Genomic DNA, 25,195 nt, shown 5'->3' with positions numbered 1-25,195 from the left:
TGCCGATGCCGCCCGGCCGCGGGGCGTCGAAGGCGTTTCCCGGGAGTGCAGGCAGCCGGGTCAGTCACTGCCGACGGTGAAGTATTCCACGGCGAAATAGCCGATCTGGTACGCCAGCGTTGCCAGCACCAGGCGCAGCTGTGTGCGTTGGCTGCGCAGTCGCCAGCCGAGCACCGCCACCGCCAGCATCAACACGGCATGCAACGGGTACGCGGCTCCCAGCAGCTTCCAGCGGCTGCTGCCCTTGATGGCGGTATCGACCAGGTCGAGCAGGGTCAGTGCAGCAATCACGCTGAAGATCCAGCGCCGGCGCTGCATGAGATAGTTCCCGTAGCTGCCGTATTCGCGCAGGTCGTCGGGAAACAGCAGCGCGCACAGCAGGAACCAGGTCGCGCAGTACACGATCACGAACAGGTAGGTTTCAAACGTCCAGCGGTGCACCTCGATGAGGCGGAACTCCCACCACCAGAAGGTCACCAGCGATATCAGCGTCCACGCCACCCAGCCCAGGTGCAGGGCCGAGCAGCCGCGGCGCTGCGGATGCTCGATGATCTGCGCCAGGCCCTTGAGCACGGTGGTAATCGACAGGCCGAGGATGATGCCCATCACCACCCGGATGTGCAGGAACAGCGGATCGGTCTGCATCGCGGCGCTCCGTGTCGGGTGCTGCGATGCTGGCACAACCGGGCGCCCCGGAACGGACCCCGGTCACGCGCCGAAAAAGGGGACGCCGGGGATCAAGTCGTATCAGGCCATACGGCCTGCACGGCGGAAGCGACTTGATCCCTCCACGCCCTTGTCGCTGTGCAGCTCAGCGCTTGCGCCGGATCAGCGCCGAGGACGCATCCAGCACCGCGCGGGTCAGAAGAGCCATGGTCTGCACGTCGCCTTTCCAGTGTTGCCAGTACAGCGGCACGTCTTCCCACGCGCGCTGGCGCACGTAGACCAGGCGGCCTGCGTCCAGGTGGCGCTTGACCAGCGGCAGCGGGTTCATGGTCCAGCCCAGTCCGCCGAGGTTGGCCTGCACGAAGGCCCGGGTGGAGGGAATCCACCAGGTCGGTGCGGTGCTGGGCAGGTCGTCGCCGGCCATGCGCCGGGCGAAGCGCGACTGCATTTCGTCCTTGCGGTTGAACACCAGCACCGGGGCCTGCGCCAGCGCCTGCGCGGTCACGCCCTTGGCGAAGTGGCGTTCGCGGAATTCGGGGGTGCAGGTCGCTGCATAGCGGATGCTGCCCAGCGCATGGATCTGGCAGCCCTGCACCGGCTCGTCCAGGGTGGTCACCGCGCCCAGCACCGTGCCCTGGCGCAGCAGCTCCACCGTGTGGTCCTGGTCTTCCACACGCAGGTCCAAGGTGGTGCCGGTGCTCTGCGCGAACTGGTAGGCCGCCTGCGGGAACCAGGTCTCCAGGCTGTCGTGGTTCACCGCCACCGGGATGCTGGCCTGGGGCAGGTCCTCGTCGGCCAGGCCCATCCGGTGCAGCGCATCGTGTTCGAGCAGGGCGGTCTGCTCGGCCAGCTGCACCAGCAGCTGCCCCTCGGCGGTGGCGGTGGCCGGCGTGCCGCGCTTGACCAGCAGGCGGCCGATCCGGTCCTCCAGTGCCTTGACCCGCTGCGAGATGGCCGAGGGCGTGACATTCAGCGACTGCGCGGCGCGGTCGAAGCTGCCTTCGCGGATCACCGCGGCCATGGCGCGCAGCTGGGCATGATCGATACGCATCGAATTAAGCTCCGCTAATGTTGATTTAGGAAGTTTAGCTCGTCTTTTTCATGTTGCGGCGCGACAATAGCGCCCGTTCCGGTGCTGTCCGCCTTCGCGAGGCACCGTCCCCCCAAGCAATACAAGGCAGTGAATCCCATGTTCTCGGTCATCTCCGCCAGCACCGGCCTCGGTGCCTGGTTCTCTGGTGCAGCCACCGGCATCGGCCTGTTCGCCGTGGTCGGCGCCCAGAGCGCCTTCATTCTGCGCCAGGGCATCCTGCGCAAGCACATCGTGCCGGTGGTCGCCACCTGCGCGGCCATCGATGCCATCTTCATCTTCGCCAGCGTGGCCGGCCTGCGCACGCTCACCTCGGCGCTGCCGTGGCTGACCAGCGCCGTGCTGTGGACCGGCGTCGCCTTCCTGGCCTGGTATGCGATGAAGTCGGCACGCCGTGCAATCGCGGGGGGCGGTGGCATGGGCGAGGCTGACAGCGACGACGGCAGCCGCCGCGCGGTGCTGATGGCCGCGGTCGGCTTCTCGCTGATCAATCCGCACTTCTGGCTGGACATGATGGTGATCGGCTCGATCGCCGAGAACTTCGGTAACGCCCGCATGGCCTTCGCCGCCGGCGTGGTCACCGCCAGCTGCCTGTGGCTGACCGCGCAGGGCCTCGGCGCACGCCTGCTGGCGCCGCTGTTCACCAAGCCCAGCACCTGGCGCGTGCTCGACGGCACCATCGCCGTGATCCTCAGCATCCTGGCCCTCATGTTGGCGGTGCGCGGGGTCCACTGACCCGGCGCACGCCCCCCGAACCCACGTCCTGACTCTCTCTCCAAGGTAGTGGCAACGACGGCACCGGCAACGGTGCCGTCGTCTTTTCCGGCTCTGGCGGGAAAGGCATGGCCCTGCCTAGAATCGGCCACCAGGACAAGGTGTCCACAGGAGCAGGGGAAGGATGCACAAGACGATTCTGGCGGCCGCACTGGCCGTCATCGGGGGCGTTGCCGCAGGCAGCGTGGGGGCGGTGGACCTGACGCAGTACCTGCGCCGGGAGACCTTCACCGACATCAAGATTTCGCCGGGGGGCGAGTACGTAGCGGCAACGGTGCCGAGGGAAGACAGCACCGCGATCGCGATCCTGCGGTTGAAGGACAAGCAGCTGGTCGGCAGTTTCTGGCCACCCAGCCGCAACCACGCGCAGGAATTCGACTGGGTCAGCAACGAACGCCTGTTGATCGGCCTGGCCCAGAAGTGGGGCTCGCTCGACCAACCCAATCCCACCGGCGAACTCTATGCCGTCGACGCCAACGGCAACCGTGGCGAGCTGCTGGTCGGCTATCGCGTCGAAAGCAAGGGCCCGGGGACCCGCATCCAGCCGAAGAAAGTCGAAGCAGTGGCCGCCTTCCTGGCCGACGACCTGCCGGGCGACGAGCGCAACGTGCTGGTGACCGTATGGCCGCTGGCCGAGGACCCGTTCACCCGCGTCGATCGCATGGATGTGACCACCGGCCGCCGTGCGCGGGTGGCATCTTCGCCGGTACGGCGCGGCGAATTCACCACCGATGGCGCCGGCGAGGTCCGCTTCGTGCACGGCTCGGGCAGCGACAACATCAACAAGCTGTATTTCCGCGAACGCAGCGGCGACACCTGGAAGCTGATCAACGACGAGGCGGTCAGCAAGCGCATCGAAACCGCCCTCGGCTTCTCGGCCGATGACAGCCTGGCCTACCTCAACGTCGAGCAGGCCCAGGGCCCGGATGCGATCGTCAGCTGGAACCCGCAGACCGGCGAGCGTGCCACGCTGCTGCGCGACGAGGTGGTCAATCCGTATCGCATCATCCATCGGCCCGGCACCCACGTGCCGGTGGGCGCGCTGTATCTGGGCGATACGCCGCGTACCCGGTTCTTCGACGAGAAGTCGCCGGAGGCGCGCCTGTACCGCAGCCTGGAAGCCGCCTTCGGAGGGCCCGTCTACATCACCTCCAGCACCCGCGATGGCCGTGTCGTGCTGGTGGAAACCTGGTCGGGCTCGAACCCGGGCGATTTCTACGTGTACGACACGGTGGCGCGCAAGGCTGATCACCTGATCAGCCGCAGCGACTGGATCGACGTTGACCGTAGTGCCAGCGTGAAGCCGATTGCACTGAAGGCCCGCGATGGCCTGCCGCTGCATGGCTTCCTGACCCTGCCGGCCGGCAGCGACGGGCGCAACCTGCCGATGGTGGTGATGCCGCATGGCGGCCCGTTCGACATCTTCGATTCCGGCCAGTACGACCGCGAAACGCAGATGCTGGCCGCGGCCGGTTATGCCGTGCTGCAGGTCAACTTCCGTGGTTCGGGCAACTACGGCCGGGCCCACACCCAGGCCGGTGCGCAGCAGTGGGGCGCGGCAATGCAGGACGATGTCACTGATGCCACCCGCTGGGCAATCAGCGAAGGCATCGCCGACGGCCGTCGCATCTGTATCTACGGCGCCAGCTACGGGGCCTACTCGGCGATGATGGGTGCCGCCCGCGAACCCGGGTTGTATCAGTGCGCGGCGGGCTATGTCGGGGTTTACGACCTGCCGATGATGTACACCCGCGGCGACATCCAGGACCGGGGTTCAGGCGTGACCTATCTGCGCGAATGGCTGGGGGATCCGGCCAAGCTGGGTGCGGTGTCGCCGGTGAACCTGGCCGAACGGATCAAGGTGCCGGTGTTCCTGGCCGCCGGTGGCGAGGACAAGCGCGCGCCGATCCAGCACACCGAACGCATGGAAGCGGCGCTCAAGCGCGCCGGCACGCCGGTGGAAAGCCTGTACTACAAGACCGAAGGCCACGGCTTCTACACCGAGGCCCATCGCAGCGAGTACTACGACAAGTTGCTGGCCTTCCTGGCGCGCAGCCTGGGTGGCAAGACCGCGACGGCCGCGCCTGCGACCGGCAAGGACAAGGCGCCCTGAGCTGACAGGGCGGCGGATGAACGTTCCGCCGCCCTGGTTTTCCGCAAGCGCGGGGTTTACTTCACCCCGTGCATCATCTTCTTCAGCAGCGGTGCGGCGATGAAGGCCGCCAGTGCGCAACCCAGGCCGATCCACATCAGCAGCCAGAACAGGTGCGCGTAGGCGCCGGCTGCGGCCACCATGTCCAGCGATTCGCCTTCCGGCACCTCGATCGCGGCCAGCTTGCCGAACAGCGCGGCCAGCGTCTCCGAGAATGCGGTGGCCAGGAACCAGGTGCCCATCATCAGGCTCATCACCCGCGGCACGGCCAGCTGGGTCACTGCCGACAGGCCGACCGGCGACAGGCACATCTCGCCGCTGGCGAGCAGGAAGTAGGCCAGCACCAGCCACCACACGCTGGCCATCTCGCCGGTGGCGCCCACCTGCTGCGCCGCCAGTGCCAGCGGCAAGAACGACAGTGCGCCGATCACCAGGCCCCAGGCCGACTTCACCGGCTTGCCCGGCTCCCAGCCGCGGCGGTCCATCCACGTCCACAGCGCGGCGAACACGGGCGCCAGCAGCACCAGGAACAGGCCGCCGAGGTAGGTGAGCGAGCCGGCGGTCTGCGGGATCACCAGGCAGTCGCGCACCAGCAGCACCAGCATCAGCACGACGATGGCGGCGAAGAACGTGCGCGGTGCAGACGAGCCCGGGCGGCGCTCGGACAGCCGCGCGCTGATCACGAAGCCCAGCGGTGCCAGCAGCAGCGAGAGGATCGACCACGGCAGCGGCGTGCCGCCCGTGATCACCAGCGAGGGCACGATGTCCTTGGTCAACAGGCGGTCGGTGAAGGTCACCCACGAGCCGTAGGACTGCTCGTACATGGTGAAGAACACCAGCGCCAGGAAGATCAGTACCATCAGCGCGATCATCTGCTGGCGCTGCACCGGCGTGCACTTGCTGCCGGTGAACCAGGCGAACCAGACCAGCACGCCGCCCAGCACCACCAGCATCAGCATCAGCGCCAGGCTGATTTCACCGCCCAGCGCGAACGCGCCGTTGCCGGCAGCCCACATCAGCCACGCCACCGGCAGCACACCCAGCACCGCGCACAGATAGATGAGCCATTCGCGCGGCAGTCCCAGCACCTTCTGCTTCAGCGCGGCCGGTTGCGGCGGTTCGGCATGGCCCTGCAGGTACTTCTGGCCCCACAGGAACATCGCCAGGCCGGCCAGCATGCCGATGCCGGCAGCACCGAACCCATACTTCCAGCCATAGGCCTCACCGAGGAAGCCACACACCAGCGAAGAGAACAGCGCGCCGAGGTTGATGCCGGCGTAGAACAGCGAGAAGCCCGAGTCGCGACGGGGGTCGTCCTTGGCGTACAGCTTGCCGACGATGGTGGAGATGTTCGGCTTCAGGAAGCCGACGCCCATGATGATCAGCGCCACGGACAGGTAGGTCACCGCCAGTGCGGAGGTGTCGCGCACCACTTCGCCGTTCACCCGGTACGCGGCGTGGCCCTCGAAGGCCATGCCGAGGTGGCCGAGCACCAGCAGGATGCCGCCGAACAGCACTGCCCGGCGCATGCCCAGCCAGCGGTCGGCCAGCATGCCACCGAACACCGGGATGCAGTACACCAGGCCGCCATAGGCACCGAGCAGGTCCAGGCCGGCCTTGTCGCCGAACAGGTGGTACTTGGTCAGGTACAGCAGCAGCAGCGCCTTCATGCCGTAGAAGGAGAAGCGCTCCCACATTTCGGTGAAGAAGCAGACGTAGACGCCCTTGGGGTGGCCCAGGAAGTCGTCGGAAGCGATAGCGGTGGAATTCATCGCGGAATTATAGGCCTGTGACCTGATCCGCTTTCAGTAGATCCACGCCATGCGTGGATTGCCGGACTGGCCTGGGCGATCACAGGTATCGCAACCAAGGCAGATCGCGCCTTCGCGCTTTGAACCGCGCGAAGGCCCGCGTCGGCGGGTACAGCACCACCGCCAGCGCACAGGCCACCAGCAGCAGGCCGCTGACCGAATCCAGGGCATACAGCTCGCCATGGGTCGGCCCCCAGGCCGCCAACGCGGCCAGGTACAGCCCCTTCAGTACGTACAGGTGCAGCAGGTAGAAGAACATCGGCGCAGCGCCGATATCGGCCAGCGGCTGTAGTGCCCGCGCCAGCGGCGGCCATTCGTACAGCCGCAGCAGCAACACTCCCACGCCCAGGGTCAGCAGCAGGAACTGCAAGGACGGCGGGTACTTGGTGACGTTGAAGATGCTCAGCCAGGTACGCAGCGTGGTGGCCTGGTACTGCCACGGTGCATCCCCGTACTGGTTGGCCAACCGCAGCAATGCGAACAGGGCCAGCGCGCTGACGCCTGCCCACAGCAGCCAGCGCTGGCGCTGCTCCGGCGCGCGCGCGCGGCCAAACCAGGGCCCCATCAGATAACCCAGCGCAATCACCCCGATCCACGGCAGTACCGGATAGGAGGTGCGCAGGCGCAGCGTGCCAGCCTCGATCCAGTCGCGCTGGTGCAGTACTTTCCACAGCACCGCCAGCAGGCCATTGCCTTGCACTCGAAGGCCGTCGAACAGGTTGTGCCAGGCCACCACCGCGATTGCCAGCATCAGCAGGGCCGGGCGTGGCAGCCACAGCAGGCCGGCCAGCGCGATCATGCTCAGCCCGATGGCCCAGATCACCTGCAGGTACAGCGTGTGCGGCGGCAGCTGGAAGGTCCAGGCGAAGTTCACCAGGGTCAGTTCCAGCACCACCAGGAACAGCCCGCGCTTGAGCAGGAAGGCGGCTGTGGCCCGGCGCGGATCCGGCTGGCGCTGGCCGTACAGCCAGGCCGACAGGCCGGTCAACAGGACGAACACGGGTGCGCACAGGTGGGCCAGCAGACGGCAGGCGAACAGCGCAGGGGAGACCGTGGCTGCGTCCATCGGGTCGCTCACCTGGTGCTGCAGGAAGAAGGTCTCGCGCACGTGGTCCAGCAGCATCAGCAGCATCACGGTGCCGCGCAGCTGGTCGATGGAGGCCAGGCGAGGGGAGGGGGAAGGGGGCATGCGATGCAGTAAGAACAAGGTAGCATTAAGATATAACATATCATTTGCGGAGCGCCCATCCGGACTTTGCCGGGTCGGTCGATTGCCGGGCCACGTGTTGGCCCGTTGCGCTGCAGCGCACGCCCCCATCCTTTGGCACGCTGGACTTGATCTGCCCTGAACGCTAGCGTGGCAGGGATTTTTTGCCAGCAGGGGCTTCCATGAACCACGACGCTGCGCCCAAGCAGCTCACCTTCCGCGCAGTGGCCCTGGCCATCGTGCTGGCGGTGGTGCTGTCGGCCGCCAACGCCTACCTCGGCCTGTTCGCAGGCCTGACCATCGCCACCGCCATTCCCGCCGCGGTGATTTCCATGGGCGTGCTGCGCCTGCTGGGCGGTGGCTCCATCCTTGAAAACAACATCGTGCAGACCGGTGCCTCGGCCGGTTCATCGATCGCCGCCGGTGTGATCTTCACCATCCCGGCGCTGGTGATCATGGGCTACTGGCCGGACTTCAAGTACTGGTGGGTGCTGGGCATCGCCGGCCTGGGCGGCCTGCTGGGCGTGCTGTTCTCGGTGCCGCTGCGCCGTTCGATGATCGTTGAAGACCCGCTGCCGTTCCCGGAAGGCAAGGCGGCGGCGGAAGTGCTCAAGGCCGGTGAGAACCCGGGTCCGGGCCTGAAGATCCTGGGCCTGTCGGCGGTGATCGGCGCCTTCGTCAAGCTGGCCGCGGAAAGCGGCATGCGCCTGATCCCGGACGCCTGGGCCACCTCGGCCTATGTCGGCAGCTCCAAGGTCACCGCCTTCATCGGCACCAACCTGTCGCCTGCACTGCTGGGCGTGGGCTACATCGTCGGCCTCAACGTCGGCATCGTGGTGGTGTCCGGCTCGATCCTGACCTGGCACATCGCCATTCCGATCTACCAGGCGTTCTTCATGAACACCGATCCGGCATTGGCCGCGTCGGTTGCCGCGGCTTCCTCCACCGAGGCCGCGTTCGCCATCTGGGGCGCGAAGATGCGCTACCTGGGCGTTGGTGCGATGCTGATCGGTGGCATCTGGACCCTGATCTCGCTGCGCAAGTCGCTGCTCAACGGCGTCAAGAGCGGCTTCGCCGCGGCCCGCAAGAGTGGCGGCCCGGTGCTGGCGCACACTGAGCGCGACCTGCCGATGAAGTGGATGCTGGTCGCCCTGGTGGCGTTCGTGCTGCCGCTGCTGGCCCTGTATCAGGCCATCGTCGGCCAGTGGCACGTGTCGATCCCGATGACCCTCATCATGATCGTCGCCGGCTTCCTGTTTGTTTCGGTCTCGGCCTACCTGGCCGGCCTGATCGGTTCGTCCAACAACCCGGTCTCGGGCATCACCATCTCGACCATCCTGTTCGCCTCGGCCGTGCTGGTCGTGCTGCTGGGCGCTGACGGCCTCAAGCCGGTCGGTGCCGGCGGTGCACCGCTGGGTGCGGTGGCTGCGATCATGATCGGTGCGGTGGTGTGCTGCGCCGCTGCGGTCGGTGGTGACAACCTGCAGGACCTCAAGGCCGGTTACATCGTCGGTGCCACCCCGTGGAAGCAGCAGCTGATGCTGGGCATCGGTGCGTTCTCGTGCGCGCTGATCATGGCCCCGGTACTGAACCTGCTGGCCACTGCCTACGGCATCGGCGTGAAGTCCGAGCTGCACCCGAACGCGCTGGCTGCGCCGCAGGCCAACCTGATGGCCTCGGTGGCCAAGGGCCTGTTCGGTGGTGAACTGCCGTGGACCTTCATCGGCATCGGTGCTGTGGTCGGTGCTGCCATCATCGCCTTCGACAGCTGGCTGAAGTCACGCAACGCGCGCTTCCGCGTGCCGGTGCTGGCCGCCGCCATCGGCATCTACCTGCCGCTGGAACTGATGGTGCCGATCTTCCTCGGCGGCCTGATCGCCCATCTGGTCGAGCGCTTCCACAAGGTGCGCGCCGATGACGAAGAAGGCCGCGACCGCGTGCACAAGCCGGGCGTGCTGTTTGCCGCCGGCCTGATCACCGGTGAGGCACTGATGGGCATCGCCATCGCGATTCCGATCGTGATCAGCAGCCGTGCCGACGTGCTGGCGGTGCCGTTCCACCTGCCGGGCGCACAGTGGATCGGCCTGGCCGTGCTGTTCCTGGTCGGCTGGTTGATCTACCGCACCGGCAAGTACGCCAAGGCGTAAGGGGCGGGCTCTGACCCTGGGTGCAACGGGTAGTGCCGGCCGCTGGCCGGCAACCACGGAACCTCCAAGGGCCTTGGTGTTGCCGGCCAGCGGCCGGCACTACCGCAAAACCCCGCTTCGGCGGGGTTTGCTGTTTCTGGCGATTGCCCGCCTGCAGCCATGACCGATGGCCTTGGCAGCCCCGGCCATGCGGGCCTACCATCGGTTTTTTGCCGTCCTGCGGAGACCCCGATGAAACTGCGTCATGCCCTGCTGCCACTGAGCTTGCTGGCCGCCCTGCCCAGCGTCGCCGCTGCCCGCGGCCTGGAAGTCCGCGACATGGTGGCCATGGACCGCGTCTCCGCGCCGGTACTGACCGCTGACGGCGGCACCGTGGTGTTCGCCAAGCGCAGCGTGGACGCCAACCTGAAGGCCTCGACGGCGCTGTTCGCGCGCAACCTGCGCACCCGCGACGCAGCGCCGCCGAAGCAGATCACCCCGGCCGGCTGGAACGTCAATTCCGCTTCGCTGTCGGCCGATGGCCAGACCGTGTATTTCCTCAGTGCCAGGAACGGCAGCCAGCAGCTGTACGCGCAGCCGATCAGCGGCGGCACCCCGCGCCAGCTGACCGACTTCCCCGTCGACGTGGACAGCTACCGTGTGTCGCCGCAGGACGACCGCGTGTTGTTCAGCGCCGGCGTGTTCCAGGCGTGCGCCTCGGACCTGGCCTGCACCGAGAAGAAGCTGAAGGAAAAGAAGGACGCCAAGGCCAGCGGCCAGGTGTGGGATTCGCTGTTCGTGCGCCATTGGGACACCTGGAACGACGGTCGCCGCAATACCCTGTTCGTCGCTCCGCTGCCGGCAGCCAAGGCCGGTGCAGTCAAGGGCGCTTCGGCGCTGAGCGCGACCATCGATGGTGATGCGCCGTCCAAGCCGTTCGGCGGCAATGACGACTTCGTTTGGTCGCCGGACGGCGCCAGCGTGGTGGCCAGCATCCGCGTGGCCGGCAAGCAGGAGCCGTGGTCGACCAACTTCGACCTGTACCGCTTCGACGCCGCCGGCAAGCAGGCGCCGGTCAACCTGACGGCCTCCAACCCGGCCTGGGATGCCGGCCCGGTGTTCAGTGCCGACGGCAAGACGCTGTTCTACCGCGCGATGAAGCGCCCGGGCTTCGAGGCCGACCGCTTCGGCCTGATGGCGATGGACGTTGCCAGCGGCAAGACCCGCGAGATTGCCCCGCAGTGGGATCGTTCGGCCGGTGGCATCACCCTGTCCGCCGACGGCGCCAGCATCTACACCACTGCCGATGACCTCGGCGAACACCCGCTGTTCCAGATCGACGTGGCCAGCGGCAAGGCCACCAAGCTGATCGGCGACGGCAGCGTGACCGCAGTCGACGTGGCCGGCAACAGCGTGGCGATCACCCGCAACAGCCTGAAGAGCAACGACCAGGTGCTGGTCGGCCTGCTGCCGGCGACGGGCGAAGCCATCGGCGAACTGCGCGCGCTGACCCCGGCCGCAGGCGAGGTGCTGAAGGACGTGTCCTTCGGCGACTACGAGCAGTTCGAGTTCAAGGGCTGGAACAACGACACCGTGCACGGCTACGTGGTCAAGCCGCACAACTACCAGGAAGGCAAGTCCTACCCGGTGGCGTTCCTGATCCACGGCGGCCCGCAGGGCAGCTTCGGCAATGGCTGGAGCTACCGCTGGAACCCGCAGACCTACGCGGGCCAGGGCTACGCGGTGGTGATGATCGACTTCCACGGCTCCACCGGCTATGGCCAGGCATTCACCGATGCGATCAGCCAGCACTGGGGCGACCGCCCGCTGGAAGACCTGCAGAAGGGCTGGGATGCGGCGCTGAAGAAGTACGCCTTCCTCAACGGTGACAAGGCCTGCGCGCTGGGCGCCAGCTACGGCGGCTTCATGGTCAACTGGATCGCCGGCAACTGGAACGGCCCGTTCAAGTGCCTGGTCAACCACGACGGCGTGTTCGACCAGCGCATGATGGGCTACGCCACCGAAGAACTGTGGTTCACCGAGTGGGAACAGGGCGGCACGCCGTACCAGAAGGCCGCCAACTACGAGAAGTTCAACCCGGTCAACCACGTGGCGGACTGGAAGAAGCCGATCCTGGTCATCCACGGCCAGCAGGACTTCCGCATTCCGGTCGAGCAGGGGCTGGCCGCATTCACCGCCGCCCAGCGCCAGGGCATCGAATCGAAGTTCCTGTACTTCCCGGATGAAAACCACTGGGTGCTGAAGCCGAACAACAGCATCCTGTGGCATGACACCGTCAATGCCTGGCTGAAGCAGCACATCGGCAATTGATGATTGCAGCGCCGCCCTTAGGGGCGGCGCATTTGTTTCACCATCTGCGTTACCGGTGGGTGCCGACCGTTGGTCGGCACGCCTTCCTGATCTGCCGCCCACAGCAGCCGGCCAGCGGCCGGCTCTACCAGAGCGCCTGCATGCCTTCGACTGCCCTGATCCAGAACGACATCGTCGTCTTCGGTTTGATCGCCGCCACCCTTGGCGCCGTGTTCTGGACCGCCTCGCGGGAGCAGGGCCTGTGGAAGCGCGTCTACACCTTCGTGCCGGCACTGCTGCTGTGTTACCTGATTCCCGGCATCTACAACACTGTGGGCCTGATCGACGGGCAGAACACCCGGCTCTACAACCCGATCGCGCGCGACATCCTGCTGCCGGCGGCGCTGATCCTGCTGACCCTTGCGGTCGACATCAAGGGCATCCTGCGGCTCGGCCCGAAGCTGGTGCTGATGTACCTGGGGGCCTCGGCCAGCATCATGCTCGGTGCGGTGGTGGCGTTCCTGCTGATGCGTGCCGTGCATCCGGAAACCGTGGCCGGCGACACCTGGGCCGGCATGGCCGCGCTGGCCGGCAGCTGGATCGGTGGCGGCGCCAACATGCTGGCGATGCGTGAAGTGTTCGACGTCAATGCGACCACCTTCGGACAGTTCGCGGTGGTCGACGTGGGGGTCGGCTACGTATGGATGGCCGCGCTGATCTTCCTGGCCGGGCGCGCGGCGAAGATCGACGCGCGCAGTGGCGCCGATACCTCGGCCATCGATGAGCTGAAGGAGCGCATCGCGCGCTTCCAGGCCGAACACGAGCGCATTCCCAGCCTCACCGACCTGATGCTGATCGTGGCGGTGGCCTTCGGCGGTGTCGGCCTGGCTCACGCCATTGGCGCACCGCTGGCGGCGTGGTTCAAGGCGAATGTCAGCTGGGCTGCGCAGTTCAGCCTGGACGCGCCGTTCGTGTGGGTGGTGGTGCTGTCGACCACGCTCGGCCTCAGCCTCAGTTTCACCCGTGCGCGCAACCTGGAAGGTGCGGGCGCATCGCGCCTGGGCTCGCTGCTGCTGTACTTCCTGATCGCCTGCATCGGCATGCAGATGGATCTGCTGGCGCTGCTGGATCGCCCGTGGCTGTTCCTGCTGGGCATCATCTGGATCAGCGTGCACATCGTGCTGCTGTGGTGCCTGGGCAAGCTGCTGAAGGTGCCGTTCTTCTATTTCGCCATCGGTTCGCAGTCGAACATCGGTGGCCCAGCCTCGGCGCCGGTGGTGGCCGCGGCGTTCCATCCGGCCCTGGCGCCGGTCGGCGTGCTGCTGGGAACGATGGGTTATGCCACCGGCACGTACCTGGCCTACATCGTCGGCATTACCTTGCGGACGCTGGCCGGGCAGGGCTGATGGGGTAGTGCCGGCCGCTGGCCGGCAACCTCATGAACCCGTGAAGCATCACCTGGTTGCCGGCCAGCGGCCGGCACTACCGATGCATCACGCTAGCGGCAATCCGCGTTCGATCAACCACGCCTTCGCGTCTTCGGCGTCCTGTTCAAACCACGCTTTCGTAGATCCCAGCCGATACGTATATCCCCAGGCATCCATGTCGGCCATCAGCCGCTGGCTGCCGACACCGGGCAGCTGCCCGGCCAGCACGATCTGCAGGTAGCAGGTCGCGTCTTCCTCGGCCACCGAGTCGGTGGCATCGGTATGCACCTGCGCACGCCGCTCCGGTGGCAGTACGATCAGGTGGCAGGCCTCATGCAGCATCGAGTGCACGGGCGTGTCATCGCGCACGTACACGTTGCTGGCGATGATGCCGGCCTCTGGCTCGCCCCAGTAACTGCCGGGAATCGGTTCGCCGGGCGCCACGTGGTGCAGCCGAAGGCCATGCGCGGCGAGCAGGCGCTGCGCGTCGGCGAAGGCGATGTCGCCCACGCAGGTGATGTCCACGGCGGTTGTCGTATCGGTCATGCGGGTCAGGCAGCCCCGCCCATGCAGGCACGGGCGGGGCAGGGGATCAGGGTTTGTCCGGGCCTTCGGGCAGCGCCACGGAAATGTCCAGCACGTCGTGCTGGCCATCCTTCACCAGGTCGACCTTCACCGCATCGACGTCGATGTTCACGTACTTCTTGATCACTTCCAGCAGCTCGCGCTGCAGCAGCGGCAGGTAGTCCGGGCCACCGCGGTGGCTGCGTTCCTGCGCGATGATGATCTGCAGGCGGTTCTTGGCGGTTTCGGCGGTGGTCTTCTTCGCTTTGAGGAAATCAAACAGGCCCATGCTTACCCTCCGAACAGCTTGCTGAAGAAGCCCTTCTTCTCGACGTTGGTGAAGCGCATCGGGCGTTCTTCGCCGAGGATGCGCGCGACGGCGTCTTCATAGGCCTGGCCGGCAGCGGATTCGACATCCAGGATGACCGGCTCGCCCTTGTTGGAGGCGTTGAGCACGTCGCCCGACTCCGGAATCACGCCGATCGCCTTCAGGCCGAGCACTTCCTCGACGTCGGCGATGCTCAGCATCTCGCCGCTTTCCACGCGCACCGGGGTGTAGCGGGTCAGCAGCAGGAAGGCCGGCACGTCCTGGCCGGACTCGGCCTTGTGGGTCTTCGAGTCGAGCAGGCCGATGATGCGGTCGGAGTCGCGCACCGACGACACTTCCGGGTTCACCACCACCACCGCGCGGTCGGCGAAATACATCGCCAGGAAGGCGCCCTTCTCGATGCCGGCCGGGGAGTCGCAGATGATGTACTCGAAGCCGTCGGCGGCCAGGTCCTTCAGGACCTTGCCCACGCCTTCCTGGGTCAGTGCGTCCTTGTCGCGGGTCTGCGAGGCGGCCAGCACGTACAGGTTGTCAAAGCGCTTGTCCTTGATCAGGGCCTGCTTGAGGGTGGCTTCGCCGTGCACGACGTTGACGAAGTCATACACCACGCGGCGTTCGCAGCCCATGATCAGGTCGAGGTTGCGCAGGCCGACGTCGAAGTCGATCACCGCCACCTTCTTGCCGCGCCGCGCCAGGCCGCAGGCCAGGCTCGCGCTGGAAGTGGTCTTGCCGACGCCGCCCTTGCCGGAGGTGACTACGATGATTTCAGCCAAAGGACTTCTCCTGATGATTCTGTTTGGGGGCTGCGTCAGTCCAGCGCAGCGATCTTGATCTGGTCCTGTTCCAGCCAGACCTGCACGGCCTTGCCGCGCAGGTTGTCCGGGACATCGTCCAGTACCTTGTAATGGCCGGCAATGGCGACCAGTTCCGCATGGAAATCACGGCAGAAAATGCGTGCCGCGGTGTTGCCCTGGGCTCCTGCCAGCGCGCGGCCGCGCAGGGTGCCGTAGATGTGGATGCTGCCATCGGCGATGACCTCGGCGCCGGCGCCGACGGTGGCCATCACGGTCAGGTCGCAGTTTTCCGCGTACAGCTGCTGGCCCGAACGCACGTTGCCCAGCTGCATGCGGCCCGGCTTCGGTGCAGCCGCGTCGGCCACCTTGGCCACCGGCGTTGCCGGGGCCGGCTTCGGTTCGGCACGGGCTGCGCGGCGCGGCTTCGGTGCAGGCGGCGGCGGGGCCGGTTCGGCCTCGGCACGCTCGTACTGCGCGCGGAACTTGGCCAGCAGCGGCAGGCCGAGCTGCTGCGAGAGCAGGTCGATCGCGCTGGTGCCATAGGCCAGCGCCACCGGCAGCACGCCGGCGCTGCGCAGGCCGTCGACCAGCGCCTGCGCGGTGGCCACATCCGGCACCTGGCTCAGGCCGCCGAAGTCGAGGATCACCGCGGCGCGGCCGAACAGCTTCGGGGCGCGGGTCACGCGCTCGCGCATTTCCTGCACGAGGCGTTCGACATCAAGGGTACGGATGCGCAGGTTGGCGATGCCCACCTGGCCGATCTTCAGTTCACCGGCCTGTTCGTAATCGAAATTCACCGCCACGCTCAGGTCCCCGTCGGCCGCTGTGCCTGCGCCGGCAGCTGCCGTGCGCGTGTCCATGCCACATCCGGCAGCTTGCCGCCGTAGGTCTCCTTGACCCAGGGGTAGCTGCACAGTTCCTTGGCCAGCATGCTGGCGCGCACATCGACCTGCGGCATCGTGTTCTGGCCCAGCTCGCGGAAGCCGAAGCTGCCGTGGAAGAGCAGGGCGGCATCGGCGCCATGGTCGAGGAAGACTTCGCAGGTCATCTGCGGGTAGCGCAGCTCGGCGAAGCTCTGCGCGTCGGCATAGAACGCACGGCCGACGCCGCCGCCACGACGGCGGCTGGCGACCACGATGCGGTCGATATAGAAGAACGGGGCGTCCAGCTGCTGCTTGAACCAGGCGAAATTGCTGCTGTCGTGCTGGCTGTCGCTGCCAAAGCCGATCAGGAAGCCGGCCAGGTTGCCGTCGCGCTCGGCGACGCGGAAGTACTCAGCGGTTTCATAGAACAGGCGCAGGCGGGCCGCATCCAGGGGAAGGATGGCCAGGCCAGCATTGTTGTTCAAAGCCAGGACGGAATCGAGCTCGTGCTCGCGCACGTCGCGGATGACAATCGACATTGTGACTCCGTGGGGTAACGCGGTTGGTCCATCAAGGGACCCTGCGCACGATTATTGCATGCCCGGGGTGGGCTGCGGCATGAACAGGCGACCGCAGGGGCATGACTTCCGTGGGAGTGCGCGACGCAGGCCGGGCCCGTAGAGTGCTGGCATGTTGGGAGTCCTCAGCCATACCCGCGTCCTCCGCCTGGCCGGCCTGTTCACCTGGGTCATGGTCGGCCTGCCGCTGGCGTACTCGCAGTTCGAGAACCTGCACAGCCGCGCTGACATGGGCGGCTGGGCGATCCTGCTGTTCGTCGCCTACCTGTCCTTCGGCACGGCCTACTACTGGCTGACCCGCATCCTGCGCAGCGACAGCCACACCAGCTGGCTGGACCGCGGCCTGCTGCTGTTGCTGACGGTCTCGGCGCTGGGGGTCAGCTTCCTCAGCGGGTCGGGCCTGGGCAGCATCCTGATGATGGTGGCCGCCGGGGTCATTCCGTGGATGCTGTCGGTACGGCTGGGCGTGCTGTGGCTGCTGGTCAGCCAGCTGGCCGTGGCTCCGGTCTATTACCTGCTGCTGCGCTTCCCGCTGTTCGAAGCGGTGATGCAGTCGCTGCTGTATGGCGGCTTCTCCATGTTCATCTTCGTGACCAGCCTGGTCGCGCGGCAGCAGACCGAGGCCCGCGACGAGCAGCGCCGGCTCAATTCGGAACTGCGCGCCACCCGCGCCCTGCTGGCCGAGAGCGCGCGGGTCAACGAGCGCACCCGCATTTCGCGCGAACTGCATGACCTGCTGGGCCACCAGCTGACCGCGCTGACCCTGAACCTGGAGGTCGCCGGGCACCTGGCCGAGGGCCAGGCCCTCGACCACGTGAAGCGCTCGCACGCGCTGGCCAAGCTGCTGCTGGGCAATGTGCGCGAGGTGGTGAGCCAGCTGCGCGAGACCGGCGCGATTGATCTGGCCGCCGCGCTGCGCCCGCTGACCGAGAACGTGCCCTCGCTGGACATCCAGCTGGAGATCGAGGATCCGCTGAACGTGGAGGACCCGCAGCGGGCCCACGTACTGCTGCGCTGCACCCAGGAGATCATCACCAACGCGGTGCGCCATGCCAGCGCCCGCCACCTGTGGATCAAGGTGTACCGTGAAGCCCCCGATCGGGTGGTGGTCGAGGCCCGCGACGACGGCGTCGGCGCGGATATGGTCAATGTGGGCAATGGCTTGCGCGGCATGCGCGAGCGCCTGCAACAATGTGGTGGCCAGCTGCAGATCGAAACCCGCCCCGGTGAGGGTTTCCGGCTGCGGGCGACGGTGCCGGCAACGGTGCTGGTGGCGGCCCTTACCAAGGTTCCTGAAGGAGTGCGTTGATGATTCGCGTCTGCCTGGTCGACGACCAAACCCTGGTGCGGCAGGGAATCCGCTCCCTGCTGGCGCTCGACGACGGCATCGAGGTGGTGGCCGAGGCCGGCGACGGCCGGCAGGCGGTCGAGCTGATCCCCCAGGTACGCCCCGACGTGGTGCTGATGGACATGCGCATGCCGGTGATGTCGGGGCTGGAGGCCCTGCAGGTGCTGTCGCGGCAGGAACAGCTGCCGCCGACCATCATCCTCACCACCTTCGACGACGACCAGCTGGTGCTGGCCGGGCTCAAGGCCGGTGCCAAGGGCTACCTGCTCAAGGACGTCACCCTGGCACAGCTGGTCGGTGCCATCCGCACCGTGGCCGACGGGGGATCGCTGGTGCAGCCGGCGGTAACCCAGCGCCTGCTGTCCGGCCTGGAGCACATGCGCAATGAATTCGTCAGCCTGGACCGCCCGGACCCGCTGACCGACCGCGAGACCGAGATCCTGCGGCTGATGGCCAGTGGCTTCTCCAACAAGGAGATCGCCAATTCGCTGGGCGTCGCCGAGGGCACCATCAAGAACCACGTGTCCAACATCCTTTCCAAGCTGGGTGTGCGCGACCGTACGCGTGCCGTATTGAAGGCGTTCGAACTCCAGCTGGTCTGAGAAAAAATCTTTCAAGTACAAAGACTTGGGTCGTAGTCCGGGGTTTCCGCCAGGGTTGCCCCCTACTTGCCGGGTAGCGGTATGCGTTACCCTTCGAATCCTTTGTCCATACAAATACGCAGCCGGCAGGGAAACCGGTGCGCCAATCCCGATAAACAATGCCCGCGAAGCCTGCTAGGATTGGCGCTTCGCTTCAATCAACCCGGCCGTGGGATCGGCCCCGGAGACTCTCTGAATGACCCGTATTATCGAGTTCCTGATCGCCTTGGGGATCGTGGCTGGCCTGTTCGTCATCATTGGCGTATGTCTGCCGGGCGAGCGTCACATCACCGAAAGCATCGAGACCAACCGCAAGATGACGATCGTGTACGACACGGTCAGCAGCCTGCGCCGCTTCAAGGACTGGAACCCGCTGGTACTGCGCGATCCCGCCGTTGACCTGAAGCTGTCCGGCCCGGCCTCGGGTGTCGGTGCCACCCTCGACTTCACCTCCAAGGACCTGGGTACCGGTTCCTGGAAGATCACCGAAGCCGAAGAGAACAAGCGTGTTGTGATCGCCATCGAGGACGCCACCAAGGGTCACGACAAGGTCACCACCTTCAACCTGGAGCCGACCGGCAAGGGCGGTCGCAACGTCAAGATCACCCAGGACTACTCGGTGAAGTACGGCTTCGACCTGTTCGGCCGTTACTCCGGCCTGTATGTCAGCCGCCAGATCGGCGATGACATCAAGATGGGTCTGTCGCGCATGGCCAACATGCTCGCAACCGTGCCGAACGTGGACTACCGCACGCCGGAAGCCCCGCTGACCGACCTGGCCATCGTTGAAGTGCCGGCCGAGAACCTGCTGGTGGTCAACGCCGGCAACGTGGACCGCGGTCAGGACACCATCACCAAGTCCATCAAGGACAACCAGGAGTGGATCAAGCGCGTGATGGAGGCCAATGGCCTTGAAGCTGCCGGTCCGTTCCGCATCATCACCACCGACTTCGGCCAGGAGAAGTACGCTTTCGACATCGCCCAGCCGGTGAAGAAGAAGGGTGCTGAAGGTGCTGCTGCCGACGAGCTGACCGTCAAGATCGACGGTGGCGCTCCGGTCAAGTACGTGCACGTTGCTCCGCACCGTTCGGCGCATGCGGCCTACACCGGCCACATGGCGGGTCTGGACGTGGCGCGCAACGGCCTGCGTGCCTGGGCCGTGACCTCGGGCAACGAAGTCATCGACCGTCCGTACGAAACCTGGAAGGACGGCATCGACAAGTCGTTCACCCCGGAAGGTACCTACGACATCTACTGGGCCGTCAAGTAATCCCCGGCTGACCCATGTAGTGTTGGACACGAAAACGCGCCGCTCATTGCGGCGCGTTTTTTTTCATCCGGCGCCCGTCAAGGGGCGCTGCGCAAGGAGCCCTCATGTTCAATCTGGAACGTCGCGCACGTAAGCCTTCCCTGCTGGCCTGCCTGGGGGCGCTGTTGGCTGCCGCCTCGATCGGCCTGTCTGCCTATGCATCGCATGGCGTGGCCGACCCGTTGGCGCAGCAGCATCTGAACATGGCGGCGCTGTATGCGTTCGCGCATGGCGCGGTGCTGGTGGCGCTTGGGCCGCGCGCGCAGGGCGCGATCGCACACCTGGCGCTGTACGTGCTGCTGCTGGGTGTCCTGCTGTTTTCCGGCAGCCTGATGGGTGGGGCGTTGTGGCAGTGGCCGACGCGGATGGCGCCGATCGGTGGCACCAGCATGATGGCCGGATGGGTGTTGCTGGCGATCAATGCGTTGAGGCGGTGACGTTCGCAGGGCTGTCGCTCCGATCCATGCCGATGCGATCGTGATGGTTCATGGGCGTTACTTTTCTTTTCGCGCGAAAAGAAAAGTAACCAAAAGAAACGCGCCGCCGGCCGCGAGCCGGTGCTGCGCACCGGTCCCCTGCGCTCCTCGGCCCGTCGAGGGACGGTGCGGAGAGCAGCCGAGCGTGGCTCGGCTCTACAGAATCGCACGCACCTATTCGCCCTCGCCGGGCCTGCGGTGCTCGGCTCGCTTGAAGGCGGACCCAACAGCCGCGCGCTGATCCGTTGTAGAGGCTTCGAGCGAAGCGACCGGCTTCTGTCTTTGCCTTCTTGTTCCATCTCGTGGTGGGCGCGCGCGGAATCCGCCCGGACAGCTCCATGAATTTCGCCTTGCGGTCGCCACGAGGGGCTCAGCCGTTGGCCGGTCTCCAGCACCAGTGCCAGGGTTCGTAGACGATGCCGTGCGGGTTGTCGCGCGGGTAGCTCAGCTGGAAGCCATGCGCGCCGGCATGCACCTGTAGCCAGGCGAACGCATCGGTAGCGTCGAACGATTCCTCGGCCGGGGCGTCGCCCGGCGTGCCGATGTCCAGCGCATGGCCGCTATGGTGTTCACTGAACCCCGGCGCGGCATTCACCTTCAGGATCTCCGTCACGCTCAGCCCGCGCGCCCGTTTCCGTTCGAAGATGCCCAGCTGGTAGGCATGGCTGCGGAAGCCGGAGATTGCATCCAGTGCGATGCCATCGCGCGCTGCATGCAGGCGCATCCGCCGCCAGCCCTGTGCAGCGCCGCGGCGCAGCCACAGCGGGCGGGCGAAGCGGTCGCGCCCAGCGAAGTGCAGCAGGCACGGTTCGGGTTCCAGCGGCAGGCCGCTGTCGTCGGCATAGCGCTGGGCATCCAGGCCGAGCTGCTGCAGGCGCTGCTGCAGGCCGGCGAGGGGCAGCCACTGCGCTTCCAGATTTGCACCGAATGGCCGGGCCGCGGCTGCATCCAGCAAGGCCAGTGCTTCCTCGGCCCCGGGCTCGCGCGCCAGGCGCGGCACCATGGCGTGCACGCCGTGTTCCACCACCGCCGCCAGGTAACGGCCATCGCATTTGCGCCGCAGCACCCAGTTCGCTCGTGACAGCAGGCGCGCGTCGAGATTGCTGCGCGCACGCAGCAGGTCTGCGGGCCACAGTTCGATGGCTTCGGTATTGATCAGCAGGGGCAGGCGTCGTTGCATCGCCGCAGCTTACTGCCGCGGGCCCGGCACGGCCACCTTGCGCAGTGCTTCCAGCAGCGCCTGTGGCCGATCGAGACTGAGCAGCAGGGTGCTGCCATCGCGGACCGGCAGGGCGAGGACGCGCGCGCGGTTGGTGACCAGCGCGAAGCCCTTGGCGCCGCCCTGCAGGCGAAAGTGGCCGGAATAGAAGCCCGGCATTGCGTAGCCGTTGGTCTTGAAGCGGATGCCATAGCGGGGGTCACGCTGCAGGTCGACCACCTCGGCCTGGTCCAGCCGCAGCTGCGCCACCGGAACGCGGCGGCGGTACATCGTCGAGCGCACATCCAGCACGTTGTCGGCCAGTTCCACCCGGCGACGGAAGAATGCTGCGCCCAACCCGATGCCGAGTACCGCGATCACCAGCAGACTCCAGGCGGCACTGCCGCCCATCCGGAACCAGGGCGGCGACAGCGTTACTTCGATCCAGGGGGCACTGGCCGGCGCCTTGTACAGCTGCGCATACAAGCAGGCCACGAAGGCGGCGAGCAGGGGCAGCACGATCCACAGCACGCGCAACGGCGAGCTCTCGGCCACCTCGTACTGTTTCGGATCGCTGGCGCCCATGGCTCAGGCCTCCTTCTTGAACACCAGCATCGCCGGGCGCATCGGTGCGGGGATGATGATGTTGACCAGCTCCCAGCCCAGTTGGCCTTGGCGGCTCAGTTCGCTCTGGATGTCCTCGGCCTTGAGCAGGCCCATCATGGACGTCTTGACCTCGATCGTCTGGTAGCTCCAGCGCTTGCTCATTCCTTGTCCTCTGAAGATGGCGTGGGTTTCGGCAGGCGGCCTGCCTTGCGCAGCGCGTCGCGCAGCACATACTCGATCTGCGCGTTGAGGCTGCGCAGCTCGTCGTCAGCCCAGCGTTGCGCGGCGGCCAGGACGTCGGCATTGATGCGCAGCGGGTAGGCTTTCTTCTCACTCATGCAAGCTCCTGGCGGGGCGGTGGGGCGCCCCGTTGCGAGGGTGGTTCAGTACAGCGAACCGGCGTTGACGATCGGCTGGGTGCCGCGGTCCGAGCACAGCACGGTCAGCAGGTTGCTGACCATGTGCGCCTTGCGTTCCTCATCCAGCTGCACCACGCCGTTCTTCTGCAGTTCGGCCAGGGCCATTTCAACCATGCCGACCGCACCGGCCACGATGCGCGTGCGTGCAGCGATCACTGCGTTGGCCTGCTGCCGCTGCAGCATCGCCTGGGCGATTTCGGCGGCGTAGGCGAGGTGGCTGATGCGTGCGTCGATCACCTGCACGCCAGCGTCGGCCAGGCGTTCGGCCAGCTCGTTCTTCAGGTGCTGGGAGATATCGCTGGCATGGCTGCGCAGCGCCAGCTGTCCCTCCTCGTGCTGGTCGTAGGGATAGCTGGTGGCCATCGCGCGCAACGCCGATTCGGACTGGATGTGCACGAAGCTTTCGTAGTCGTCCACGTTGTAGACGGCCTCGGAGGCATCGACCACCTGCCAGACGATGACCGCGGCGATCTCGATCGGGCTGCCGTCCAGCTCGTTGACCTTCAGCTTGCCGCTCTCGAAGTTGCGCACGCGCTGGCTGACCCGGCGCTTGGCATAGAAGGGGTTGTTCCAGCGCAGGCCGTTGTCCTTGACGGTGCCGACGTACTTGCCGAACAGGCTCAGCACCGCCGCCTGGTTGGGCTGGATGGTGTACAGGCCGGCCAGGATGAAGACCGCAGCGAAGATCACCAGCATGCCGGCCAGCATCAGCAGCAGGTTCGGTGAGCCGGAACCGGTCCTGGTCGTCGCCCCGAGTACGAACAGTGCGGTACCCGCCAGCGCGACCAGCAGGGATCCGGCCAGGGTGCCCAGGCCGTTGAGGGAGGCAAGCGACTTCTCTTTCATGGCGGTACGTCCTTGAGGGTTCGAATTGAAGATATCAAATTGATATCACTTGTCGACTACCGTTCGTCGGATGCCATGGTCAGGGTGCGCGGCCAGCTAGAATGCCCACCCGCCTTCACGTCGCTGCTGGAACCGCCATGGCCAAGCTTGGAACTCCGTTGTCCCCCTCCGCCACCCGCGTGCTGCTGCTGGGCTCGGGCGAACTCGGCAAGGAGGTGGCCATCGAGCTGCAGCGGCTGGGCGTGGAAGTGATCGCCGCTGACCGCTACGCCGATGCCCCGGCCATGCAGGTCGCCCACCGCTCGCACGTGATCGACATGCTCGATGCGATGGCGCTGCGCGCCCTGATCGCCCAGGAGCAGCCACATCTGGTGGTGCCGGAGATCGAGGCCATCCATACCGAGACCCTGGTCCAGCTGGAGCAGGAGCAGGGCCTGCGGGTGATCCCGACTGCGCGCGCCGCACGCCTGACCATGGATCGCGAAGGCATCCGTCGCCTCGCCGCCGAAACCCTGGGCCTGCCGACCTCGCCCTACCGCTTCGTCGATACCGAGGCCGAATACCGCGCTGCCGTGGCCGCCATCGGCCTGCCGTGCGTGGTCAAGCCGGTCATGTCGTCCTCGGGCAAGGGCCAGAGCACCCTGCGCAGCGAAGCGGACATCGCTCCGGCCTGGGAGTACGCACAGACCGGTGGCCGTGCCGGTGCCGGCCGCTGCATCGTCGAGGGTTTCATCGACTTCGATTACGAGATCACCCTGCTGACCGTGCGCCATGCCGGTGGCACCTCGTTCTGCGCGCCGATCGGCCATCTGCAGAAGGACGGCGACTACCGCGAAAGCTGGCAGCCGCAGCCGATGTCGAGCGCGGCGCTGGCGCGTGCCGAAGAGATCTCGCGTGCGATCACCGATGACCTCGGTGGCTGGGGCCTGTTCGGTGTCGAGCTGTTCGTGAAGGGTGATGAGGTGTGGTTCAGTGAAGTGTCGCCGCGCCCGCACGACACCGGCCTGGTGACGCTGGTATCGCAGGAGCTGAGTGAGTTCGCGCTGCACGCGCGCGCCATCCTTGGCCTGCCGATTCCGGTGATCCGCCAGAGTGGTCCGTCGGCGTCGTGCGCGCTGTTGGCACACGGCGAGGGTGTGCCGTACTTCAACAACGTCGCCGCCGCGCTGCAGGTACCGGATACCGCCGTGCGCCTGTTCGGCAAGCCGAGCGTGCATGGCCACCGCCGCGTCGGTGTCACCCTGGCGCGCGCGGAAAACATCGACGAAGCACGCGCCATCGCGCGTGACGCCGCCGACGCCATCGGCGTCGAACTGCGCCCCTAAACCGATAGCGCCGGGCCATGCCCGGCGGCCGCATCCCGGTAGGTACCGACCGTTGGTCGGTACAGATTTCTGTGCGGTAGCGCCAGGCCGCACCCGCCGGCTTGCCATGAACTGTGTGAGTCTTCTGTAGAGCCGAGCCCACGCTCGGCTGCTTTTCCATGTGACGCTTTCAGCCCGACAATGGATCACATCTTCAGTCATGCGCGACGGCCTGCTGGGGCTATTGAGTGCCAGGTGCTGCCGTTAGAGGGTTTGCTGCAAAGACGTAGAGCGCTAGGCCGCAATTGCGAGCTGAAAGCGACATCTGGTTGAGCGTCAAAATCCTGCGTGTTTTATC

The 25,195-nt window shown here is 66.5% G+C and carries 24 protein-coding genes; 10 read left to right on the top strand and 14 right to left on the bottom strand.

Features of this window, described 5'->3' with window-relative positions; translation table 11 throughout:
• Positions 1-60: 60 nt before the first annotated feature.
• A complete protein-coding gene (locus tag A7X97_RS12505; RefSeq protein ID WP_072168683.1) occupies positions 61-645 on the bottom strand; it encodes a hypothetical protein in 585 nt (194 codons plus the stop codon).
• Between the two features lie 166 nt (positions 646-811).
• Positions 812-1,717 carry a LysR family transcriptional regulator ArgP gene (locus A7X97_RS12500; RefSeq protein ID WP_088496414.1) on the bottom strand — a complete coding sequence of 302 codons (906 nt, stop codon included), beginning with the start codon at positions 1,715-1,717 and terminating at the stop codon, positions 812-814.
• A gap of 138 nt (positions 1,718-1,855) precedes the next feature.
• On the opposite strand from A7X97_RS12500, the gene A7X97_RS12495 reads away from it, so the two are divergent.
• Entirely contained in the window at positions 1,856-2,491 is a 636-nt protein-coding gene (locus tag A7X97_RS12495; RefSeq protein ID WP_072168685.1) for a LysE/ArgO family amino acid transporter, read from the top strand.
• A 163-nt stretch (positions 2,492-2,654) separates the two neighbouring features.
• Entirely contained in the window at positions 2,655-4,643 is a 1,989-nt protein-coding gene (locus A7X97_RS12490; protein ID WP_088496413.1) for an alpha/beta hydrolase family protein, read from the top strand.
• 56 nt (positions 4,644-4,699) lie between these two features.
• On the opposite strand, the gene A7X97_RS12485 is transcribed toward A7X97_RS12490, so the two are convergent.
• Both A7X97_RS12485 and A7X97_RS12480 read right to left on the bottom strand, forming a co-directional pair.
• Positions 4,700-6,454, bottom strand: coding sequence for a peptide MFS transporter (locus A7X97_RS12485; RefSeq protein WP_111007996.1), 1,755 nt, complete (start codon positions 6,452-6,454; stop codon positions 4,700-4,702).
• A gap of 79 nt (positions 6,455-6,533) precedes the next feature.
• Positions 6,534-7,682, bottom strand: coding sequence for an acetyltransferase domain-containing protein (locus A7X97_RS12480; RefSeq protein ID WP_088496411.1), 1,149 nt, complete (start codon positions 7,680-7,682; stop codon positions 6,534-6,536).
• Positions 7,683-7,882: 200 nt separating this feature from the next.
• Here A7X97_RS12480 and A7X97_RS12475 point away from each other — a divergent pair, with 200 nt between their 5' ends.
• The 3 genes from A7X97_RS12475 (at position 7,883) to A7X97_RS12465 (ending at position 13,542) form a co-directional block, all read left to right on the top strand.
• Positions 7,883-9,847, top strand: coding sequence for an OPT family oligopeptide transporter (locus A7X97_RS12475; RefSeq protein ID WP_072168689.1), 1,965 nt, complete (start codon positions 7,883-7,885; stop codon positions 9,845-9,847).
• Between the two features lie 231 nt (positions 9,848-10,078).
• Positions 10,079-12,157, top strand: a complete 2,079-nt coding sequence (locus tag A7X97_RS12470; protein ID WP_072166932.1) for an alpha/beta hydrolase family protein — start codon at positions 10,079-10,081, stop codon at positions 12,155-12,157.
• 140 nt (positions 12,158-12,297) lie between these two features.
• A complete protein-coding gene (locus A7X97_RS12465; RefSeq protein ID WP_088496843.1) occupies positions 12,298-13,542 on the top strand; it encodes a DUF819 family protein in 1,245 nt (414 codons plus the stop codon).
• Between the two features lie 87 nt (positions 13,543-13,629).
• Here the strand turns inward: A7X97_RS12465 and A7X97_RS12460 are convergent, their stop codons facing one another.
• Genes A7X97_RS12460 through A7X97_RS12440 form a run of 5 tightly spaced genes read right to left on the bottom strand, consistent with a single transcriptional unit; the run spans position 13,630 to position 16,651 of the window.
• A complete protein-coding gene (locus tag A7X97_RS12460) occupies positions 13,630-14,109 on the bottom strand; it encodes a hypothetical protein (protein WP_088496150.1) in 480 nt (159 codons plus the stop codon).
• Between the two features lie 46 nt (positions 14,110-14,155).
• Positions 14,156-14,416 (bottom strand): cell division topological specificity factor MinE, encoded by a 261-nt coding sequence (gene minE, locus A7X97_RS12455; RefSeq protein ID WP_005408532.1) that lies wholly within the window; start codon positions 14,414-14,416, stop codon positions 14,156-14,158.
• Positions 14,417-14,418: 2 nt separating this feature from the next.
• Positions 14,419-15,228, bottom strand: a complete 810-nt coding sequence (gene minD / locus A7X97_RS12450) for a septum site-determining protein MinD (protein ID WP_072166930.1) — start codon at positions 15,226-15,228, stop codon at positions 14,419-14,421.
• Between the two features lie 35 nt (positions 15,229-15,263).
• Positions 15,264-16,109, bottom strand: coding sequence for a septum site-determining protein MinC (minC, locus tag A7X97_RS12445; protein ID WP_111007995.1), 846 nt, complete (start codon positions 16,107-16,109; stop codon positions 15,264-15,266).
• On the bottom strand, positions 16,055-16,651 hold the full coding sequence (locus tag A7X97_RS12440) for a GNAT family N-acetyltransferase (protein ID WP_019659316.1): 597 nt from the start codon (positions 16,649-16,651) through the stop codon (positions 16,055-16,057). The genes minC and A7X97_RS12440 overlap by 55 nt, the downstream gene beginning before the upstream one ends.
• A 151-nt stretch (positions 16,652-16,802) precedes the next feature.
• On the opposite strand from A7X97_RS12440, the gene A7X97_RS12435 reads away from it, so the two are divergent.
• The 4 genes from A7X97_RS12435 to A7X97_RS12420 all read left to right on the top strand — a co-directional run bounded on the left by A7X97_RS12435 (position 16,803) and on the right by A7X97_RS12420 (position 20,425).
• Entirely contained in the window at positions 16,803-17,999 is a 1,197-nt protein-coding gene (locus A7X97_RS12435; protein WP_072166929.1) for a sensor histidine kinase, read from the top strand.
• Entirely contained in the window at positions 17,999-18,640 is a 642-nt protein-coding gene (locus A7X97_RS12430; protein ID WP_006424175.1) for a response regulator, read from the top strand. The genes A7X97_RS12435 and A7X97_RS12430 overlap by 1 nt, the downstream gene beginning before the upstream one ends.
• A gap of 235 nt (positions 18,641-18,875) precedes the next feature.
• Positions 18,876-19,949, top strand: coding sequence for a polyketide cyclase (locus A7X97_RS12425; protein WP_111007994.1), 1,074 nt, complete (start codon positions 18,876-18,878; stop codon positions 19,947-19,949).
• 104 nt (positions 19,950-20,053) lie between these two features.
• The gene (locus A7X97_RS12420; protein ID WP_061480384.1) at positions 20,054-20,425 is read left to right on the top strand and encodes a DUF423 domain-containing protein; all 372 of its coding nucleotides are present in this window, start codon (positions 20,054-20,056) and stop codon (positions 20,423-20,425) included.
• Between the two features lie 409 nt (positions 20,426-20,834).
• Here the strand turns inward: A7X97_RS12420 and A7X97_RS12415 are convergent, their stop codons facing one another.
• Genes A7X97_RS12415 through A7X97_RS12395 form a run of 5 tightly spaced genes read right to left on the bottom strand, consistent with a single transcriptional unit; the run spans position 20,835 to position 23,533 of the window.
• Positions 20,835-21,644 carry a M15 family metallopeptidase gene (locus A7X97_RS12415; RefSeq protein WP_072166928.1) on the bottom strand — a complete coding sequence of 270 codons (810 nt, stop codon included), beginning with the start codon at positions 21,642-21,644 and terminating at the stop codon, positions 20,835-20,837.
• A 9-nt stretch (positions 21,645-21,653) separates the two neighbouring features.
• On the bottom strand, positions 21,654-22,247 hold the full coding sequence (locus A7X97_RS12410; RefSeq protein WP_072166927.1) for a PH domain-containing protein: 594 nt from the start codon (positions 22,245-22,247) through the stop codon (positions 21,654-21,656).
• A 3-nt stretch (positions 22,248-22,250) separates the two neighbouring features.
• Positions 22,251-22,430 carry a DUF4177 domain-containing protein gene (locus tag A7X97_RS12405; protein ID WP_005415690.1) on the bottom strand — a complete coding sequence of 60 codons (180 nt, stop codon included), beginning with the start codon at positions 22,428-22,430 and terminating at the stop codon, positions 22,251-22,253.
• Positions 22,427-22,606 (bottom strand): type II toxin-antitoxin system antitoxin, encoded by a 180-nt coding sequence (locus A7X97_RS12400; RefSeq protein WP_005415691.1) that lies wholly within the window; start codon positions 22,604-22,606, stop codon positions 22,427-22,429. Before A7X97_RS12400 ends, A7X97_RS12405 begins: the two co-directional genes overlap by 4 nt.
• Positions 22,607-22,651: 45 nt before the next feature.
• Positions 22,652-23,533, bottom strand: a complete 882-nt coding sequence (locus A7X97_RS12395) for an SPFH domain-containing protein (protein WP_088496146.1) — start codon at positions 23,531-23,533, stop codon at positions 22,652-22,654.
• A 137-nt stretch (positions 23,534-23,670) separates the two neighbouring features.
• On the opposite strand from A7X97_RS12395, the gene purT reads away from it, so the two are divergent.
• Positions 23,671-24,858 (top strand): formate-dependent phosphoribosylglycinamide formyltransferase, encoded by a 1,188-nt coding sequence (purT, locus tag A7X97_RS12390; protein WP_088496145.1) that lies wholly within the window; start codon positions 23,671-23,673, stop codon positions 24,856-24,858.
• The last annotated feature ends 337 nt before the right edge of the window (positions 24,859-25,195 follow it).

Origin of the sequence: Stenotrophomonas sepilia (assembly GCF_003244875.1) — a bacterium.
Taxonomy (GTDB): domain Bacteria; phylum Pseudomonadota; class Gammaproteobacteria; order Xanthomonadales; family Xanthomonadaceae; genus Stenotrophomonas; species Stenotrophomonas sepilia.
This window is presented reverse-complemented; position numbering and strand designations above follow the sequence as displayed.